Annotated in this window: 17 protein-coding genes; 8 read left to right on the top strand and 9 right to left on the bottom strand. The window is 35.1% G+C overall.

Translation table 11 applies throughout. The features are described from left to right. The coding region (locus E1171_RS22860; protein ID WP_187696597.1) for a lamin tail domain-containing protein at positions 1 to 2,032 on the bottom strand (2,032 nt) is incomplete at its 3' end. A 392-nt stretch (positions 2,033 to 2,424) separates the two neighbouring features. Between E1171_RS22860 and E1171_RS22855 the strand changes: the two genes are divergently transcribed. Both E1171_RS22855 and E1171_RS22850 read left to right on the top strand, forming a co-directional pair. Beyond that, entirely contained in the window at positions 2,425 to 3,426 is a 1,002-nt protein-coding gene (locus E1171_RS22855) for an aspartate-semialdehyde dehydrogenase (RefSeq protein WP_155208451.1), read from the top strand. 158 nt (positions 3,427 to 3,584) lie between these two features. Further along, positions 3,585 to 4,784 (top strand): class I SAM-dependent methyltransferase, encoded by a 1,200-nt coding sequence (locus E1171_RS22850; RefSeq protein WP_155208449.1) that lies wholly within the window; start codon positions 3,585 to 3,587, stop codon positions 4,782 to 4,784. 362 nt (positions 4,785 to 5,146) lie between these two features. Here the strand turns inward: E1171_RS22850 and E1171_RS22845 are convergent, their stop codons facing one another. Continuing rightward, complete coding sequence (locus E1171_RS22845; protein ID WP_155208447.1) at positions 5,147 to 5,299, bottom strand: hypothetical protein; 153 nt, start codon at positions 5,297 to 5,299, stop codon at positions 5,147 to 5,149. Between the two features lie 318 nt (positions 5,300 to 5,617). Here E1171_RS22845 and E1171_RS22840 point away from each other — a divergent pair, with 318 nt between their 5' ends. The 4 genes from E1171_RS22840 (at position 5,618) to E1171_RS22825 (ending at position 7,824) form a co-directional block, all read left to right on the top strand. Continuing rightward, positions 5,618 to 6,130: an RNA polymerase sigma factor gene (locus tag E1171_RS22840; protein WP_155208445.1), complete on the top strand. Its 513-nt coding sequence runs from the start codon at positions 5,618 to 5,620 to the stop codon at positions 6,128 to 6,130. Next, the gene (locus E1171_RS22835; protein WP_155208434.1) at positions 6,120 to 6,764 is read left to right on the top strand and encodes an MFS transporter; all 645 of its coding nucleotides are present in this window, start codon (positions 6,120 to 6,122) and stop codon (positions 6,762 to 6,764) included. Before E1171_RS22840 ends, E1171_RS22835 begins: the two co-directional genes overlap by 11 nt. Before the next feature lie 98 nt (positions 6,765 to 6,862). Further along, complete coding sequence (locus tag E1171_RS22830) at positions 6,863 to 7,189, top strand: hypothetical protein (protein ID WP_155208433.1); 327 nt, start codon at positions 6,863 to 6,865, stop codon at positions 7,187 to 7,189. A 170-nt stretch (positions 7,190 to 7,359) separates the two neighbouring features. Continuing rightward, positions 7,360 to 7,824, top strand: a complete 465-nt coding sequence (locus tag E1171_RS22825; protein WP_155208431.1) for a hypothetical protein — start codon at positions 7,360 to 7,362, stop codon at positions 7,822 to 7,824. Between the two features lie 104 nt (positions 7,825 to 7,928). On the opposite strand, the gene E1171_RS22820 is transcribed toward E1171_RS22825, so the two are convergent. Further along, entirely contained in the window at positions 7,929 to 8,756 is an 828-nt protein-coding gene (locus tag E1171_RS22820; protein ID WP_155208429.1) for a (2Fe-2S) ferredoxin domain-containing protein, read from the bottom strand. Positions 8,757 to 9,254: 498 nt separating this feature from the next. Here E1171_RS22820 and E1171_RS22815 point away from each other — a divergent pair, with 498 nt between their 5' ends. Continuing rightward, on the top strand, positions 9,255 to 9,791 hold the full coding sequence (locus tag E1171_RS22815; RefSeq protein WP_155208428.1) for an NADPH-dependent FMN reductase: 537 nt from the start codon (positions 9,255 to 9,257) through the stop codon (positions 9,789 to 9,791). Positions 9,792 to 9,876: 85 nt separating this feature from the next. On the opposite strand, the gene E1171_RS22810 is transcribed toward E1171_RS22815, so the two are convergent. From E1171_RS22810 to E1171_RS22785, 6 genes are all read right to left on the bottom strand, one after another. Then, complete coding sequence (locus E1171_RS22810) at positions 9,877 to 11,349, bottom strand: glycosyltransferase family 39 protein (RefSeq protein WP_155208426.1); 1,473 nt, start codon at positions 11,347 to 11,349, stop codon at positions 9,877 to 9,879. A gap of 589 nt (positions 11,350 to 11,938) precedes the next feature. Continuing rightward, complete coding sequence (locus tag E1171_RS22805) at positions 11,939 to 12,754, bottom strand: thioredoxin family protein (protein WP_155208424.1); 816 nt, start codon at positions 12,752 to 12,754, stop codon at positions 11,939 to 11,941. An 86-nt stretch (positions 12,755 to 12,840) separates the two neighbouring features. After that, complete coding sequence (locus E1171_RS22800; RefSeq protein WP_155208422.1) at positions 12,841 to 13,578, bottom strand: LytR/AlgR family response regulator transcription factor; 738 nt, start codon at positions 13,576 to 13,578, stop codon at positions 12,841 to 12,843. Further along, positions 13,578 to 15,434, bottom strand: coding sequence for a histidine kinase dimerization/phosphoacceptor domain -containing protein (locus E1171_RS22795; RefSeq protein WP_155208420.1), 1,857 nt, complete (start codon positions 15,432 to 15,434; stop codon positions 13,578 to 13,580). The genes E1171_RS22800 and E1171_RS22795 overlap by 1 nt, the downstream gene beginning before the upstream one ends. A 134-nt stretch (positions 15,435 to 15,568) precedes the next feature. After that, positions 15,569 to 16,078, bottom strand: coding sequence for a hypothetical protein (locus E1171_RS22790; RefSeq protein WP_155208418.1), 510 nt, complete (start codon positions 16,076 to 16,078; stop codon positions 15,569 to 15,571). A gap of 606 nt (positions 16,079 to 16,684) precedes the next feature. Then, positions 16,685 to 17,212 (bottom strand): hypothetical protein, encoded by a 528-nt coding sequence (locus E1171_RS22785; protein WP_155208417.1) that lies wholly within the window; start codon positions 17,210 to 17,212, stop codon positions 16,685 to 16,687. A 524-nt stretch (positions 17,213 to 17,736) separates the two neighbouring features. Between E1171_RS22785 and E1171_RS22780 the strand changes: the two genes are divergently transcribed. Beyond that, positions 17,737 to 18,405, top strand: coding sequence for a heme exporter protein CcmB (locus E1171_RS22780; protein ID WP_155208459.1), 669 nt, complete (start codon positions 17,737 to 17,739; stop codon positions 18,403 to 18,405). Positions 18,406 to 18,478: the final 73 nt, after the last annotated feature.

Raw genomic sequence — 18,478 nt, 5'->3', positions numbered from 1 at the left:
CATCTCTAAAAACAGTTTGTGGAAATTCTTTTTCATCCATTATATAGTTTTTTGTTTGGAGCGCTGAAGAATCAGAAGGTGTTGTTTTTAGATAAAGAGTAAGCAAATTAGCAGAAGAAACTATAGCGGTGTCTACTTCATTGTAGAAACTAAATGAGATAGCAGTGGAATCTATTTTGTTTTGGAAAACATCTTCAATTTCTTTTACCGAAAGCAAATAGTTTTCATTTTCAGTAAAATAATGTTTGAAAGATATTTCAATTTGATTAGGGGCATCAGGAGAAAAAAATATTTCATCCAAAATCTTATCTGGAGTTAGGGTGTAGTTTTCCTCATTTAAAGTAGTTGAGCCATTAATCTTTTCTGAGAATAAGATTCGGATGATATTTTGATTTAATGGAGTAATTTTTTCAACAACTGGTGGGTTTTCGTCATATATGAAAGATAGGGTAGTGTCGTTTAGCAAGTTCCCACTACAATCTTTTAGGTCCTTTATCTCTAATTCATACCTTTGGTTTTCCTCCAAACTATTTTGAAGGGAAAGTTGAACCGCAGTAAAAGGGTGGGTTGTTGTAGTCTCTTTTATAATTATAGTCGGATCCAGGAGATAGTGTCCATTCATAAGACTATTTTTATCCATGGGCTCATTGAATTCTAAAGTAAGCTCTGTCGAGCTTTTGAAAAAAAGACTATCAGCCAAGGGAGGAATAGCATCTCCACTATCTTCATAAATGGAATTTATTGCACCAGGCGTAGCACCGGTTTTGGAGATAGAAGCCTGCCAGTTTTCAGGTTTTTCACAAGGAAGGAAAGGGTTGATTTGTTCCAGACTCCAGCCCCCATTTGCTTTTTCTTCATTTGAATACCAGGTAATTTCATAATGTACACTGTCTATAAAATGTCCGGTATTATCTGTAAGCGTTATTAATTCACCGGCATTTTGAAGGGTGTTCCACGAAAAAACACCAACCACCTCTCCAAAAGGTTCAAAAAGCTCAGTCTTGGAAGTAGAGCAAAGGATCACATATTTCCCAGGTGCTAAATTGTAGGAAGGTATATTTCCACCCGAAAGTTGGAAGTCTTCCAAGTTGATGGCTTGATTTGATGCATTAAAAAGTTCTACAAATTCATCAGAGGTACCTGTTGGTAGAACGGTAGAATCAGGTGGGTAATCCCCTGTTGGGTCGGCAAATATTTCATTGATAACAATGGCCTGCCATTCTGTTGGGGTTACATAAGGAAAAGAAAGGCTTAGGCTATCAATCTTTTCATCCTTTTGCTGGTTGTATATACCCTTAATTTGTAGTTCGTAATTATTGTTGGCTAGCGACGGACCTAGAAGTAAAGTTACTTTGTTTGGAGTTTCTGTCTCAAGGATGGCTTCCTCAGGGTTGCCTATTTCATTATTTATCCAATAATTAGAGATATCCTCCGAAGAAGGAACATCAAGCTTTTGGTTAAAAAATACCTCAACCTGTTTGGCGTCTTTTACCAGAACTGAGTCTACCCCAAAGACAGGTTCTTTGGGGGATATTTGGAAATCATCTATTAGCAGAAGAGCTGTTGAGCCACTTCCTTCTCCCCGTTCCACTCGAATTAGCACTTGAACATTGGCTTGATTGCCTGCTTCTGAGGGCAATTGGTAATGGTAAGGAGAGTAGGTTGTGGAATTATCGTTTGGAAAGCTGTTGTTATCCCCAATTTGTTGTTGATAATTAAAGTTTTGACCTCCGTCCAGGGAGGTGGCAAAAGAAAGCAAGGCCGGCCTATTACTGTCTGTAGTTCCATTTTTTTCGCTATAGGCATAAAACTCCAAAATGGCACCAGAGTAATTGGCTAAATCAAGAGTAATGGTAATTTCAGCCTGAAAACTGGAGGTAGGTATAATTCCTAAGGCAAAATTCCCACTTCGGGCTTTATCCGATTGATGAATTCGGCTACTGGCTTGGACTTCATTTCCATTCCAAAAGGGTAAAAATGTTACATTGGTGCCCGTTGTTAACGTATCTTCAAATCCCTGTTCGTAAGGCAAAATGCTGATTTGGCCCTTAGCAAATAAGGGGATTTGTAAAAGGAAAAAAATAAGAATAAAGGGTTTTAACATTGGAGGAGATAAATATAAATCGGGAATGATGAGTTTAGAATAACTTAATTGAAGATATCAAATAGTGGATGGATAAATTAAGTTTATTAAGATGGAGTGTTTCATAAAAGCGACTAATTTCTATTAGAAAATATAGTATTTAGCCAAAGTAAAAGTGGTGATTTTTTGATAAATATTGCTTATGGAAGAAAATGCCGCAAATAAAAGACTTTTGTTCTCGTTTCTAATGGAAAAATTTTAAGATTCTTTCCTTACTCATTGTTAAGGACTTAAGAATATTTTATAAATTGCGCTTCTAAATTCAAAAAAATGTAGAAATTATGAAAATTGCTGTTGTAGGTGCTACTGGTTTAGTGGGTGGCGAGATTCTGAACATTCTGGCTGAAAGAGCCTTTAAGTATGATGAACTGATGTTGGTGGCATCATCACGTTCGGTTGGTAAGAAGGTGGATTATCAGAAGAAAACCTATACGGTAATTGGAATGGAAGAGGCGATAGCTGCCAAACCGGATGTGGCCATTTTTTCTGCCGGAGGAGGTACTTCTCTGGAGTGGGCACCAAAATTTGCTGAGGCAGGTATTACGGTGGTAGATAATTCTTCTGCTTGGAGAATGAGCCCAGACCATAAACTGATTGTGCCAGAAATTAATGCAGAAAGCCTAACTGCGGAAGATAAAATCATTGCTAACCCAAATTGTTCCACCATTCAGATGGTGTTGGCTTTGGCTCCTTTACATAAAAAATATAAGCTAAAAAGGGTTGTGGTTTCCACTTATCAGTCGGTAACTGGTACGGGAAAAGCCGCCGTGGACCAGCTTATGAATGAGCGTGCAGGGAAGGAGACAGAGAAAGTGTACCCTTATAAAATTGATCTGAATGTCTTGCCTCATATCGATGTCTTTATGGATAATGGTTACACCAAGGAAGAAATGAAGATGGTGAATGAGACACAAAAGATCTTAGGGGATGGAACCATCTTAGTTAGTCCTACTGCTGTACGTATTCCAGTAATGGGAGGACACTCTGAAGCCATTAATGCAGAGTTTGAGCATGATTTTGACCTGGCTGAAGTGAGAGAAATTTTAGATGCAACCAAAGGAATCATTGTTGAGGATGACCCTTCAAATAATATTTATCCTATGCCAATGAATGCACATAGAAAAGATGAAGTATTTGTTGGGCGTCTGAGAAGAGATGACAGCCAGCCAAATACTTTGAATATGTGGGTGGTTGCGGATAACCTAAGGAAAGGGGCTGCAACCAATGCCGTACAGATTGCCGAGTATTTAAAAGAAAAGGTACTGGTAGCCGTAGCTGAATAAATTGGAAGATAGTATTACCTGTTTCCTTTTGGGAAAGGTTAAGCAGGAAATTCCTTTAAAGGATTGGGTAGTTAAAATTCAAATTAGATTAAATGCAATCTTTTGAATTTTAACTACCTAATCCTTTTTTGTTGTAAGCGGATCGTTATTATTCTTTTATGAGTGAATTTTTTAATCAGGTTCTGAGAAAGGAAGTTAAGGAATTTATTAGGGATCATTTAAAAGATGATCCTGTTAACCTAATGCTTCAGGTCAACAAATACCCTGATATCCCTATGAAAATGGTAGTGGAGCAGATTCAGGCCCGGCAAAAAGCTCGGAATAAGCTACCCGAATGGGCTGCAAATGATGGGCTTATCTTTCCTCCTTCTTTATCTATGGAGCAGTGCTCTTCGGAAATTACTGCCCATTTTAAGGCCTCATTAGTTTCTGGGAAAAGGCTGATTGACCTAACAGGAGGAGCTGGAGTGGATGTTTATTACTTTAGCAAAGTATTCGATCAAGTGGATTATGTGGAGAGGCAAAAAGAATTAGCTGCCATTACTAACCACAATATGCAGCAATTGCAGGCTACCAATGTCCGTTTGCATCATGAACAAGCAGAAAAATTCCTGGAGGCGCTAAAGGAGAAAGTGGATGTGATTTATTTAGATCCGGCTCGTAGAGGAAAACATCAGGAGAAAGTATTTTTTATTTCGGATTGTGAGCCTGATGTGGGTAAGATGGGTGCAGATCTTTTGGAAAAGGCCGAAAAGGTGTTAGTGAAAACCTCCCCAATGCTGGATATTTCTCAAGCAATAAGGGATTTAGGTAATGTGGAGAAGGTGTTTGTTGTGGCTGTAGATAATGAGTGCAAGGAAGTACTGTATTTATTGAGTAAAAAGGAAAAAAGAACCCCAACTATTGAAACCATAAACTTTGGAAGGAGTTCGAAGCAATATCTTATTTTTGACCCTCAAGAAGAAATCCATGTGGAGGTGTCCTATGGCAATCCAGCAACTTATATCTATGAACCTAATGTGGCCATTTTAAAGGCGGGGGCATTTAAGGTCCTTACAAAAAGCTTTGGAGTTAACAAATTGAATCCCAATAGTCATTTATATACCTCTGAAAGCTTAGTGCCTGATTTTCCTGGAAGAATTTTTAAATGTGAATCTCAATGTAGTTACAGCAAAAAAGAAATTTTAAGACATTTGCCCCAAAAAAAGGCCAATATTACGGTTAGAAATTTTCCAGCCACAGTAAAAGAAATTCGAAAGAAAACAGGGATTAAAGAGGGAGGGGACACTTACATATTAGCTACCACTGATTTAAATAATAAACATCTTTTGTTAATCTGTAAGAAAGTCAGCTTTTGAATAAGTAACTAGTAAGTAAATAAAGTAAATAGGAGGCAAGTGCCAAGCTACCATAGATTTTTAAAATACGTTTACGATTTTGATAGCTAGCCCACCAAAGCACAATCCATGGTTTGTAAAAACCTACTAAAACGGTAAATACAAACCATAAGCTTAGACTTAGGAAAAAGGTTTTTAATTCCTGCAATTCAATTCTTAAACGTGTGAAACCAATATTTTTTAATCAAAGATAGTAAAAAGTTTGATAGTTAATTGGAAAGGGTTAAGCGGGGGAGCGATCAGCTATAGTCTTCTTTCAAAAGATTCCTCTAACTTTAATTGAGGTGTTCATATTTCCTTTTTAACTATTCACTATTCACTATTCACTTTCCATACTCCATAGCAGCCTCTCCAAAGTATTTACGGATAATGCCCATTTGGCCAATATGATAGGCCTCATGATGAGCAAAAAAAGCTAACATTTTTGCCATGATATTCAGTTCAAATTGTTTAATGGTTAAGTTAAGGGGATTCATGATTAATTTTTTTGTTTTTTTTAACTAAAAGTACTTGGGCTTCATGTTGTTAGCTTGTTTTGTGCATTTTATGGATTTTATTTGCTTTGTATGATTTGATCAAACCGTTAACTGAATAATTTTTCAAGGAAAGATAATGGGTGAAAAGGGTAGAGATAAGGTTTAAATAGTCGAGGATATCCATTTATATGTAAAGAAATTGAAAAATATATTTTTGGTGACTAGGAGGAAATGGTTTTTTGGTAAAAATAATTTTAAAAAAAATGTAACATATTTATGATGGACAATACTAATTGTACATAGATAAATTTTGATTCATTGAAGGATTCTGAGAAACAATTTAAATCACTACTGGAGCAAAATCAGGGCTTATTGATAAAGATATGCAATACCTACACTGAGGATGAAGAGGATCGAAAGGATCTTTACCAAGAAATTGCGATACAGATCTGGAAATCTATGCAATCCTATCGTGGAGATTCGGCAATCAGTACCTGGATGTACCGGGTGGCGCTAAACACGGCCCTTACGCATTTTAAAAAGTCTACCCGAAAAGGGAAAACTATGGAAGCTGCCAAAGAATTGGCCTACTTGGAGGATAGGCATTGTACTTCAGAGTCAACTATGCCTGATCAATATACCATGCTCATGCAAGCCATCAAAAAGCTTAAAAAGATAGAAAGGGCTATTGCAGTAATGTATTTAGAGGGGAAAGATTTTAAGGAAATATCAGAGATTTTAGGGATTTCAGCAGTAAATGCTCGTGTAAAAATGAGCCGGGTAAAAGATAAATTAAGAAAGATAATAAAGGATTACGATCATGCAGGATAAAGACCCATTACAAAAAATTTGGCAGGAAGCCCATACTATTGAGCCTACTTTGCTAAGTGAAAAGGAGCTGCAAAAAATTGTGAAAGAGAAGGCTTATACACCCTTGGACAAGGTATTGAGGAATTTAAAATATGATTTGATTGCAAGTATCCCTTTATATCCTCTATTGATTTGGGCCACAACATTTCAACCCTATAGGTGGATGACATTATTTATGTCATGTTATGCTGTGATTGCAGTTTATTTTGGAATAACAGCCTTTTTATTGATAACAAAAGAAAAGAAGGCCCTTCAAGGAACTAGTGATATTTTGAGTGGATTGAACAAGCTAAATATTTTTCTAAAAAAATTAAGGAATCGTTCAATAAGATTTATGGTCCTTTTTTTCCTACCCCTATATATGATTGGGTTTATGTTAGGGGCAAGTGCGGTTTATTCTAAGCCAGCAGAGTTTCTTCCTAAATTTCTTGAGCTGGCAGATAAATTTCCCTGGGTATTTATCGGTTTGGTCGTGTTTTTATTGATGGCTGTAATTTCGACTATCTTTTTCGTGCGTTGGGTTTTTAATAAAATGTACGGGAAGCATATTAAGGAGATTTCTGAAATGGCAGCAGAATTAAAAAGTGAGAATTAGTTTTTATAACTCATTAATGGTTGAAGTTTTTAAATAATATGGAGTTACAGTCTCAAAACAAAGAGAATTAGTTCCGTCTTAGCCTTTCAGTTTAAGAAATGAATACTTACAAAGAATATATACAACAATTAGAACATTTTCTTCAAGGAGAAAAGAATAAAAGTAGGAGGTTTAATGCTGAAGTCTTCATTAAGTTATTAATTCAATTGGAGGATAGGGGAATTCCATTGAAGCTTCAGATACAAAGTATTCTGGAAGAATTGTTGGTGGTTTTAAACCTTAAAAATGTAAAATCCTTAAAGATTAGTAATAAGGCTAGAAAACTGTTAAAATATTTAAAAAAGGAATTTGGTTTGATTCCCAAAGGACATTTTGCTTCCGAATGGATGGTATATGGGAGGAGCCTTATTGGTTTGCCTTTTTAGGTTTTAATATGGCTATTCACGGGAAATGCTGCTTTCATGGGTAATGGTCTTTCCTTGGGAATGGCTATTGGGTATTTGCTTGGCGATAAAAAAGATAAAGAGGTTTTAAAACAAGGTAAAGTTCTTGATGTGTAGTTTGATGCGTTAGTAATTGGATAATCATTTTAATTATGAAGAAATCACGTTTTTTATTGAGTAAATCTGGCATGATAGAAACCAATTTTCGAACCATGGTGTTTGCAGCTTGCTATACTAGCCTTGCATTGGTGTTAATTTCAAATATTGGAAGAATTATTTGGGGAACTTTTAATTATAGTGAATTTCCGGGGGACTGGGGTGATTTAGGTTTGCAATTGGCCTTGTTACTGCCTTTCTTCTTCTTACTTTGGGAACATACTAAAGCCCCATTTATCCAATTGTCCGAAAAGGAAATTAAATTTAGAAATAAGAAAGAGCTACCTGTAGAGACCATACTACTTGCTGACATTCAAAAGATTGTTATTGATTCATTGGCATTCAAAATAACAAATAAAGATGCTGTTGAGATGGTTATTCATTTTGATGAATCTTTTGATAAACAGTTAAAATCGATTAAAAGTGAGCTAGAGGACTTAAAACAAGTATTGGGTGTATAAACTTGAATGTCCTTTTAACGGGATTTCAAAAATACTTGTGGTTGTTAAAAAATGATTGTATAGGAAAAAAAATCCTTTTAAAAGGCTGAATCTTTTATAGCAAATTATAAATCCAGGTAAATTTTAACAAAATGTTGCCAGCAGCTAATTTCGCTTTGGTTAATTTTAAAGGAGGGGTCTTCGCAATAAATCAGTAGTTTTAATTCATCTTTTTTATCCTTCATTCGGATGCCCCATTTGTAGGGTTTTTCTTGAGTATTTAGCTTTCGAAATACTTCTACATTACCTATTCTTTCTGGCAATAGTTTTTTATTATCTTCCGTTTTAGGCAGTGGAGCAATAATGAGAGATAAGTTGAACTCAGGGTTTTGAATAGATAAGAATGGTCGGTGGTAATCGAATTTGGCCGGTCTTGTAAGTTTAATTCCATCGGTTTTTGATATGGAGAAATGGATTGATATCTCTTTGTGGAATTTGATGAAAAGATCTTTCAGCATAGGATAGAGTTCTTGCTCAGAAGCAGTAGCCTGGGCTATTTCGACAAGCCCTAGGTCATGGTCCAAGGCTTTGATAAATTTGGCAGGGGTAGGGCCTTTTCTTTCATTTTCAGATAAAACCTTGTGTGCCCCATTTTTAAAAAGCAGATGGTTTTCAATTACATTCCTATTTTTTACATGCTGCTCAATAATTTCTTCTCCCTTTTCCAGACAGACATTTTTATACCAAACATTGTCGGGTTGCATAATGAGTACAGGAGCATCCTCACATCTTCCCATACAAAGCGTTTTCATTGTATGTACTTTATGGAAAAGACCTTGTGAACGAAGATTGGCTCTCATTTCCTGGGTAAGCTCCTCGGCCCCTTTTTTCTTGCATGAGCCTCCATTACAAAATTGAATATAGTGATCTAATGCGGCTAGATTTTTTCCCATTAGTTAAGTAATTAACAATTAGAAATTGGGGAAACGAGAATTCAAAGGCCAAAAAGTGAAGATTGAGCTTTATTAAGTTCTCTATTTTCCAATTAGGCTTATCCCAATTAATTCTTTCGTTATCAAGTTTATTTTTAAGGTTGATCTATTAGATCTCCTTTTGCTGTCTTTTGTAAACTAAAGCTAAAAGTTTGATTGCCTTTTTCATTCGGAGAAAATAGCTTTTTAAAAGGCTAAGATTGCAATAATAGAGAATAATTATTGTAAAATACATCTTTTATAGCATTCAACTTTTTCGGTTACAAGGATATTCTAATGCAGTGAAGAAGTTAAAGGGAAGCAGCAAGGCGAACAATTAAGGGTTAAGACTGTTTTTGGGTAATAGAGATAATTAGGCAATAGTGGCAATGAAATATGTTTTTCTTATGGCTTAACTTAAAAATCGTAGTTCCCAATCATAAATTGATAATTCCTCCTATATTCTTTAAAATTATTTAAATGAAGGTCGCGGTGATTTCGGGAAGTGCTCGTCCGAAAAGGCTTTCCCATCTGGTGGCGGAAGAAATACTAAAAAGATTGCAGCAAAAGGGGATCGAAGCCTGGATGATGGATGTAAAGCAGCTTAATTTGCCTTTACTGAATTATACTTTTTCTGATCATCCTAATCCTGATCTAAAAATGGTAGAATTGAGGGAGAATTTAAATTCATCTAATGGTTTCATTATTGTTTCACCGGAATATAACAATAATTTTTCAGGAGCTTTAAAAAATACCATGGACTATTTTTATCCGGAATACGCCCGAAAAGCCTTTGGAATAGTTACCGTTTCTGCCGGTAAATTGGGTGGCATAAGTGCTGCCAAAAGTCTTCAGCACTATGCTTTGACACTTAGGGGAATTGTCTCCCCCATACTTCTACTGACTCCCCTTGTTCAAAAACTATTTGAGGGTGGAAAGTTGACGGATGACAATTATTCTCAGTTAATGGATGATTTTTTGAAAGAATATCTCTGGTTAGCAAAAGCGATATTATAGGAGGGAATTAAGTATTAAGAACTATCTATTGACAATGCTAATGGGTAGGCCTCTTTTTAATTTTAAAATCTTATTTCCCTCTCTTTTATTCAGTATGGAACTTGGCTTTTACTGCATTATTGGGGTGATAATTCTTACAATAGTAAACCAAGAACTTCCGAACAGTTTTTTCTCCTTTTTTGATCAGAATAGGCTCCAATTCCCTCACTTCTTCAAAATAGGGCTTCAAGTCATGGGGAAGCCTATTTCCCTTCATTTCATTCTTAAAGTAAGGCCTGGCATCAATATACAAAGCATTTTTTCCGGCTAGAAGACTTAGGTCATCTCCAATATAATCGAATTGTTTGGCTGGTTTTCCTATAATATTCCCTGCATAGACCTTTTCATTTAAGTGGAAAATTAACTCTGCGGAAGTTTTATAATCATTATCAGAGAAAATAAAACTGTTTGGATGTGCTGTCTTTATTTTTTTGACTTCAGTTGCTAATTGGTCCCAACCATACCAAGTATCATTGCTTTTCACTTTAATTGGATAAAAAAGTACCTGCACCATGAGAGCCAGGTGGACAATAAAGGAAAATATAAGTGTGGCTTTGATGGCTTTTTCTTTAATAAAATAAGCAACAAATATAATTCCACTGATATAGGCCGGCATTATCCAGTTTAATTTTACCCAAGAGATCAACGAAATGGCAAAGAACCCAAGAAACATCGGAAGAAAAAAGCATAACAAAAATAGAATGGGTTGATCTATGTTGAACTTTCTTTTAAGCGTGTGAAAAATATATTTAAAGCTGATTAACGAAAGAACAAAAAAGAGAATGGGTGTTAATAAGAGGATTTGTGTTCCTAATAATCCGAAAAAGTATTTGGGAACAAGCTTTCTCATAGATTCTGCTCTCTGGGAGGATTGGAAAAGAAAGGATACAAAATCATTATTAAAATTCCAGATGTAAACTGGTAACATGAAAATGTGGGCCGTAATTAAACAAAGGTAGGGCCAGGGAGTTAACAAGTATTTACGATTTTTTTTAGATAGAATGAGAAAAGCAATCATGCCTAGTTGAAGGCCAATACCAGTATATTTGCTGTCGAATGAAAATCCCATTAAGGTGCCGGTCAAAATCCAATAGAATTTCTTACCCTCAAAGATGGCTTTGTAAAGGGCAATCAGCGTTAAAGTCCAGAAGAAAAATAAAGGAACATCAGGGGTAGAATTAATGGAAAGGACTAATACAAGGCCGCTGCTTCCCAAAAGTAGGAGGGCATTAAATTTCTTTTTCCCTTTTAAAAATAAACTTGCCAGATAATAGAAGGAAATTTGCGTTAAAAACATCAGTACAAAATCTGCAAGCTTTAGGGCATAGGCTTTTTTTCCAAAAATCTCAGTAAATCCCCTTAAGGTATAAGCAATCATCGGGGGGTGATCGAAGTATGAAAGTGAAAGGTGTTCTCCATAGAAATGGTAATAAGCATCTTGCGGCATGGCACCCATAAAGGGTATCAGCAATACACGAAGTAAATTAAATAGAAGTAATAATAAAACTGCCTTTTTCATTTGTTTTGAAAAGTAGTTTACCAACTATTAATTAAGAATTTTGATTAATGAGTTTGCTTTATCAGGAAGGAAACTAGAGTTCATAATTTCTAAAGAAATCCCAAATACTCGGATAAAGGGGAAAAACGTTCAATTCTCCTGGAAGGAATATTTAAAAATAAAAAAAACAGGAAGAATTCTCTACGAAATAGGGCTTCTTTAGGAAAGGTTTTAAAATTAAAATATTGCACCTGCACTTAATGATTTTTGCTTTTTAAGTTCATTTGTTTTAACCGTTAGTCGGGGAAAAGAATAGCTCTGGTACAAAAAAAGATATACGCAAATTTTTTGCGTATATCTAATACAATTAAAATCTCTAAAAGAGATTTAGGCCCTTTAGACAAACTTCATTGTCAGGAAGTTCTTGATTATAATTGGTTTTTTCCGCTTCCAATCAATTTGATTTTACACTCATAATGAACCGGGAATGCAGCTTTTCGCTCTGGGAATTTCAATAATAAAATAGAATTGGAGATATTTTTCTCTGTAAATATTTCAGTTTTTTTAATCCCATTATGCTTAATTCCACTTAATCTTGATTCAAACCACCTTAATTCTTAGATGACTTTTCGTAGGCCCTTTCCAGTTGTTTTGAAGCTTCCGGCCAGTCAGGAAAAATCAGGCTGTTCACTTTGTAAACAGCGATAGCTTCTTCAGTTTTTCCATCAGCTAATAATACGCGTCCATAAGTGTTCAGTTCGTAACGGCTTTCTACCTCTTCTTTATACTTTTCGGCTAGAGTTGAAGCCTTTTTTTCTACCCATTTGGCTCCCTTTTTTTTAAGGCTTAAATAGATTTCATAGGCTACTTTGTAGTTAGGGTTATAAGATCCTCCTTTAATAATGGTTGCGATATCTTCTTCCCAAGACTTTACTGGAGATTCGGCTATTCGACCAATTTCTTTTCCTTTTTTATAGATAATGATCATTGGTACCCGGTGAATACCAAGCCCATCTTCCTCATGGCTGGGACTTTGTTTATAAGCGGTGGGGCCATTGTCCACTGCTATTACCTCTAACTTTCCTTCCGGAAAATTCAGGGCATCTAAGGTCTTATAGAATTTGGGGATCCCCCTTTTACTATCCCCACACCAGGTGCCCATAAAGGCTTGTATTTTTAAGTCTTTTAAATCTTTGGCATTAATGTCCTTTAAGGGATCTTCTTTGACGGTATAATTTTCGGAGCTATTGTTAAACCAACTGGAGTAGGGTTCTTTAGTTAATCCTTGGCGGTTAATAGGGCCTAAAAGCTTTTTGTGGCCGTTACTTTCTACCTCCTGATTCATTGATGTTGACTGGGAGAAAACAATTGTGTTCGAGCAGGCGATTAAGCTAAAGATGAATAAGCTATAGTAAAGTTTTTTCATGTTTTGTAAAAAATCGTTTAATTCTGTTTTACCTAAAGAATACAAAATTCTTTAGAATAGGGAAATATATAAAGAAAAGGTTCTTTTTAAGAAAACCGTTGAGTTCTTTCTAAAAGCATTTCCCGACTATTTCTTGATAGTGGGACTTCCTCTTCTAGTATCAGTACATAATTAGAGGAAAGGGCTTCTACAAAGTTTAAGTTTACGATATAGGACTTATGTGTTTGGAAAAAATCAGAAACAGGAAGACGGTTCATGAAATTCTTTAAAGTGGAACGAATTAGAAATTTTTCCTCCTCACAAATTATTTCCAGGTAATTGCCATCTGCCTTAATGTAATAGATATCCTCAATTTTAATTTTTACAAAATGATGATTCTTTTTGACAAATAAGCTGTCTTTAATTAAATGCGCATTTTCATCCGGCTCTTTATTTTCTTGTTTTTGACCTTCACTAGTGTTAGACAAGGCCACTTCTATGGCTGCGTAAAGATGTTGGGCTTTAAAAGGTTTTAAAAGATAGGAAGAGGGCTGAGTTAGTTTGGCTTCATCAATGGTCATTCTATCCATATTGGAAGTAATAAAGATAAATGGGATTTCAAATCTTTCGTTGATGGTTCGAGCCAAATCAATCCCTGTTTCTTTTCCCTTTAGGTTGATATCCACCATAACGATATCGGGAAGCTCGAATTCCAAGATTTTTATGGCTTCTGTATAACTGATAGCAATGCCCGTTACCGAGTATCCTAATTGCTCCAGCATCATTTGCATGTCTTCTGCAATGATTAACTCATCTTCTACAATAAGTACCTTTAAATTTTCCATTAGGCGATCTTTTTATGTTGTATACCATTATGAAAGGTAATGACAAAATTTGCTCCTTTTTCATTATAATAGTCGAAATTTCCGGATAACTGTCTTGTTAATATTTTAACTAACTTTAAGCCTAGGGAAGAAGAACTTTCGGTGGTAAAGTTATCGGGTAGACCACAGCCGTCATCTTTATAATGAAGGCGATAGTTGTTGTTTTCCTGTAATTCAATACAGATAGCTATATTTCCATTTTCCTGGTTCTTAAAAGCATATTTAACTGAATTGGTCAGAAGTTCATTTACAATTAATCCCAGTGGGACAGCCGTATCCATATCCATTACCACTTCCCCTGCTTCAATTTGGGTTGAAATTTTTTTTTCAGGGACAGCCATACTGGACAGAACGGATTCAGAAAGTTGGTCTAGATATTCCTGAAAAGCGATATAAGCTAAATCTTCCCTTTGATAAAGCTTTTGGTGGATCAATGCTATAGATTGAATTCGGTTTTGACCTTCCTGAAAAGCCTCCACCATCAATTGACTTTCAAATTTATTGGCTTGCAAATTCAACAAACTGGAAATGATTTGCAGGTTGTTTTTTACCCGATGGTGGATTTCCTTCAAAAGTGCTTCTTTTTCCTTTAGGGAATTTTCAATGATGGCTTTATTGGCCTCTAACTGCTGGCTTTGCAATTCTAGCAAACGATTAATTCTTTTTTGGCGCCGATATACCAAATAAAGCGAAAATGACAAAATTCCTATGATAAGAAGTACGGCTGCCAAAATTATATTGGCATAGAACCTTCTTTTATTTGAGGCTTCTAAAACTTCTACTTCTTCTTGCTTTTTGGATATTTCAAATTCTGTTCTTAAATCAGCCATTTTTTGAATGGTCTCCTCATTCACAAGACTGTCTTTATAGGCATAATATTGTTTTACAAAATGAAGTGCCTCTTTGGTATGGCCTAACTCTTCATGAATTTGGTAAAGGAGCTCAGAGGCATCTTGTATTTGTTGTTTAAGCCCTTCAAACACAGCGATTTCGTACCCCTTTTGGGTGTATTTTAGTGCTTTTCGTTGGTTGTTATTTTCTAAAGCAACTTTCCCCATTTCAATATTAAAAATTGCTATGGGATAGAAGTCGCCGAGTTGGGTTAATACTTTTGTAGCTTTAGCTAATTCTTTTTCTGCTTTTTCTTCTTCATTTTGAGTGGCATAAACCAGACCTAAATTTCCAAGGGCGTATGCAATACCCATCTGGAAATCAGCTTTTGTGTAAAGTTGGAGGGCTTTTTCAAAGTGATGAGTCGCTTCTTTTAAATTTCCCTGGAGTCGAAAAGCTTCACCTAAATTTAAGTAATCATTTCCCAAAACCTGAGGATTTCCAAGTTTTTCATCTACTTCAATTGCTTCTTTTCCATACTGAATTGCTAAAGGGTAGTTTTTTTGGTTCCAATAAAGCATGCCAATTTGATTGTAAGCAGCACCTAATCCTCGGAAGTTTTCTACTTCTTGGAATATTTTGGCAGCAATAAACACGGCGTCAATTGCTTTTGTTAAATCTCCAATTCTTCTATAATCATTTGCTAATTCTACGTTGGAGTGTGCAATTTCAATTTTGTTACCCAATTTTTTGGCTAATTCCAAAGCTTTCTTAGAGTATTGAAGGGATTGTGTGCCGTTGTTTAATTTTTTGGCTATTTCATAATTTAATTGCTGTTTTACAGAATCATTTTTTTCAAAAACAGATAGTTGTATCAAACTATCTATTGTATTGATGTTCTGAGAGGAGGCATTAAACGAAAAGGCCCACAGAATGAAAACAAAATATATTGTAATAGCATGGGAATTTAGGCTGAAGTTTTTCATAGAAATATGTGATAAAGCCAATTTAATCCAAAGGAGCCTTTAAATGAATATAAATGATTATTTAAAAAGCACCTTTGGTAATTAATTCACACATTGTGCTTACTAAAAATGGTAAAGGATTACCTGGCAAAGCGTTATTGACCACCAGGGGAATCTTTGCTATGTACATCGATACCTGGATCCCAGGAATACAATCTGCTTTCCCCATCTGGATCGGTAAGAAGAATTACCCCATTGTATTTTACATTAGTGGTTCCAGAAGGAACTTTGGGGCTGATCTTCATACAAATATCCCCCTCTTCATCTATGAAATAAAACCTTTTTTTATTATGTACGGTAAGCACCTCGCTTTTACCCGGGCTTAAAGGAGCAATGCTGTCTACTTCAAAGGTATAATTCTCTGGTAAATTGCTGGTATCCTCTCTCCAGACTAAAATGTCATCAGGATACGCCTTGGTAATCAGGTTAAAGGAGCCATTATTCATTTTGATATACTTTTCTGCTTCTTCATTGGTTAAAGCTGCTCCATTGGGGTGATTTTCAATCAGTTCAAGGACATTTTCGACTTTAATAAAAATCTCATGAGTGGTTGGTTCATCAGCTATAGAGCAAGGGTTTTCGATGGTGTCGGTTAATTTTGACATTTTCAAATAATTTAAGTTGGGAAAAATTATTTAATTTATATATTATAGTAGGTAAATTTAAGCCTTATACTCATTAATTTTCAATAAAATATTAAATTTTTATAAAATATAAATCTGCGTATTTTAATTAAAATTGGTATTATGAAGCAAATATATTGATCAATAATAGTAGTAATTATTGTATTAGTGAAAGTTTTTGTTGGTAATTTTATAGTTTTATTGATTTAAAAATATCTGTGATAATATTATGATTTTATTAATTTTCTAAGCTAGCGGTGTAAAATGATAATATTTTGGTAGTAAATATAGAAGAGTAAAGTTGATGAGGAACGGAAAAACCACTAAAAAACAACTAAAAACAGACTCAATAAATGCATAAATGCCAACCACGGTGGGTGCGTTCCATTATTTTTTATTGTGGGGGCAAGTTTTTTTTGTGGAGGGAGGATGAAAAATAACTGCCGGGACGGAAAAAATCTAAAGTATGGAAAAGTAAGTAACAATCTAAGGTTGTCATAAACCTGAGTTACGGTTTTGAGAAAGCTATTTCTAAATTAAGTTTTCCCAGTCCTAAAAATCCGGCAGTTATTGAGCCTAGACAGTTGTCTAAGCTACAGAAAAATGATTTTCTGAATCTTTATTCTTCTTCTCCCCCGAGAAAGATTTTTTTTTCATTAGAATTATATAGGGGTCATAGAAATAAGGCATGCTGTTTACCGGAGCATGGCTAAAAGAATCTATGACATTAAAATAACATCGGTATTGAAAAGAGGAATTATCTGGTAATTGTGAAGCTGAAACTGACCTCATCAATAGGTTTCCATGCTTATCCCTTTTTATATACTTTCCGTCCTTTTGCAATTCAAATAAAGGATTTTGCTTTATGCCCGGAACTGGACGAATATCTAAAAGCTCAATTTGATAATCGCAATTGGAAGATTTTCCCTGCCAACGAATGATCTCTCCTCCTTCAAAGGCTACATGCAGGTAAAAGGGGGAAGCTGAAGGATTCTCTTCATCTTCAAAAAGATAAAGATTATCCATAACGTGCGTCTTTATAAGTGGCCCTCCGTGGTTCAGGTATACTAGCATCTCAGGGTCACATACCTGAACGGTTATTGTTTTTTTATACATTTCTTTAAAAAATATCCAAATTTCACTGGTTTAAAAAACACAAAATTAACACACACTATTATACACCAATTAATAAAGATTGACAGCTGAGGTTACACACACCAAAATAAAAACCTCATCTTTTCCGCTAAAGTAATGCTTTAGTCGGGATAATTAAAATTAATGTGATCAAAGGAATTATATTAGGGGTAAGTGTTATAAGTTCTTGAAAGGGTTTAAATTTTTATAAAAAAAGGTCTATTTCCTTTGAATTTCCTTCCCTAATAAATAACCGTTTTAAGTATAAAAATAGTAAAAATATATTGGAAAACGAAAACAATCTGTATATGATTTAATTATTGGTAGAATTAGTTTGGTCAAGTTATAGAAACTTTTTTAGATTTTTTTTGATTTTTTAGTTATCTATTTTTAGGTGATTTATATTATAAGTGGTTAAGAGGGGAATTTTCGAAATGTGTTGGGGGTTGGGATAAATTTTTGTGAAACTAGCTTTTCATGCTACCTTTGCAGCAGAATTTTTTAAGATGCTACTAAAAGAAATTCAAGTACTTTTTAAGAAGGAGGTTCTGTTGGAATGGCGGCAGAGGTATGCCTTAAATGGTATGCTGCTCTATGTGGGGAGTACTATTTTTGTTTGTTACCTTAGTTTTAATCTGAGAGGGGCCCAACTGAATCCCATTACCTGGAATGCTTTGTTTTGGATTATTATGCTTTTTGCCGCTGTTAATGCCGTGGCCAAGAGTTTTATGCAGGAGCGTGAAGGGCGGTACCTTTATTATTACTCTTTGGTTAGTCCACAGGCCGTTATTTTATCCAAAATAGTATACAACTCAGTTTTGATGGCGCTTTTAGCTGCTGCTGGTTATGGTGTATATGCATTGGTTCTTGGTAATCCTGTGCAGGATCAATGGCTTTTTATTACAAATATATTTTTGGGTGCCTTAAGTTTTGCATCTACTTTGACTATGGTTTCCAGTATTGCCTCGAAAGCCGGGAATAATAGCACTTTAATGGCGATTTTGAGCTTTCCGGTGATGGTGCCTCTTTTATTGATGTTGATTAAGGTGTCAAAAAATGCTATTGATGGCTTAGACAGAGGAATTAGTTATAATGAAATATTGACCTTATTGGCAATAAATGTCATAGTAATTAGTGTTTCCTTGTTGCTATTTCCCTTTTTATGGAGAAGTTAGGAGAATTTCTTTAGAAAATACCTTTAAAAATAAAACAGTAAGGTTAAACTTTCGTTATACCTTTCTGATAAAT

The organism is Xanthovirga aplysinae, from assembly GCF_009711365.1.
Taxonomy (GTDB): Bacteria; Bacteroidota; Bacteroidia; order Cytophagales; family Cyclobacteriaceae; genus Xanthovirga; species Xanthovirga aplysinae.
Note: the sequence above shows the minus strand (reverse complement) of the source record. Positions and strands in the feature narration are given on the sequence as shown.

Coding starts and splice junctions, on each gene's coding strand:
- E1171_RS22855 (WP_155208451.1), top strand. CDS start 2,425: ATGAAAATTGCTGTTGTAGGTGCTACTGGTTTAGTGGGTGGCGAGATT.
- E1171_RS22850 (WP_155208449.1), top strand. CDS start 3,585: ATGAGTGAATTTTTTAATCAGGTTCTGAGAAAGGAAGTTAAGGAATTT.
- E1171_RS22845 (WP_155208447.1), bottom strand. CDS start 5,299: ATGAATCCCCTTAACTTAACCATTAAACAATTTGAACTGAATATCATG.
- E1171_RS22835 (WP_155208434.1), top strand. CDS start 6,120: ATGCAGGATAAAGACCCATTACAAAAAATTTGGCAGGAAGCCCATACT.
- E1171_RS22830 (WP_155208433.1), top strand. CDS start 6,863: ATGAATACTTACAAAGAATATATACAACAATTAGAACATTTTCTTCAA.
- E1171_RS22825 (WP_155208431.1), top strand. CDS start 7,360: ATGAAGAAATCACGTTTTTTATTGAGTAAATCTGGCATGATAGAAACC.
- E1171_RS22820 (WP_155208429.1), bottom strand. CDS start 8,756: ATGGGAAAAAATCTAGCCGCATTAGATCACTATATTCAATTTTGTAAT.
- E1171_RS22815 (WP_155208428.1), top strand. CDS start 9,255: ATGAAGGTCGCGGTGATTTCGGGAAGTGCTCGTCCGAAAAGGCTTTCC.
- E1171_RS22810 (WP_155208426.1), bottom strand. CDS start 11,349: ATGAAAAAGGCAGTTTTATTATTACTTCTATTTAATTTACTTCGTGTA.
- E1171_RS22805 (WP_155208424.1), bottom strand. CDS start 12,754: ATGAAAAAACTTTACTATAGCTTATTCATCTTTAGCTTAATCGCCTGC.
- E1171_RS22800 (WP_155208422.1), bottom strand. CDS start 13,578: ATGGAAAATTTAAAGGTACTTATTGTAGAAGATGAGTTAATCATTGCA.
- E1171_RS22795 (WP_155208420.1), bottom strand. CDS start 15,434: ATGAAAAACTTCAGCCTAAATTCCCATGCTATTACAATATATTTTGTT.
- E1171_RS22790 (WP_155208418.1), bottom strand. CDS start 16,078: ATGTCAAAATTAACCGACACCATCGAAAACCCTTGCTCTATAGCTGAT.
- E1171_RS22785 (WP_155208417.1), bottom strand. CDS start 17,212: ATGTATAAAAAAACAATAACCGTTCAGGTATGTGACCCTGAGATGCTA.
- E1171_RS22780 (WP_155208459.1), top strand. CDS start 17,737: ATGCTACTAAAAGAAATTCAAGTACTTTTTAAGAAGGAGGTTCTGTTG.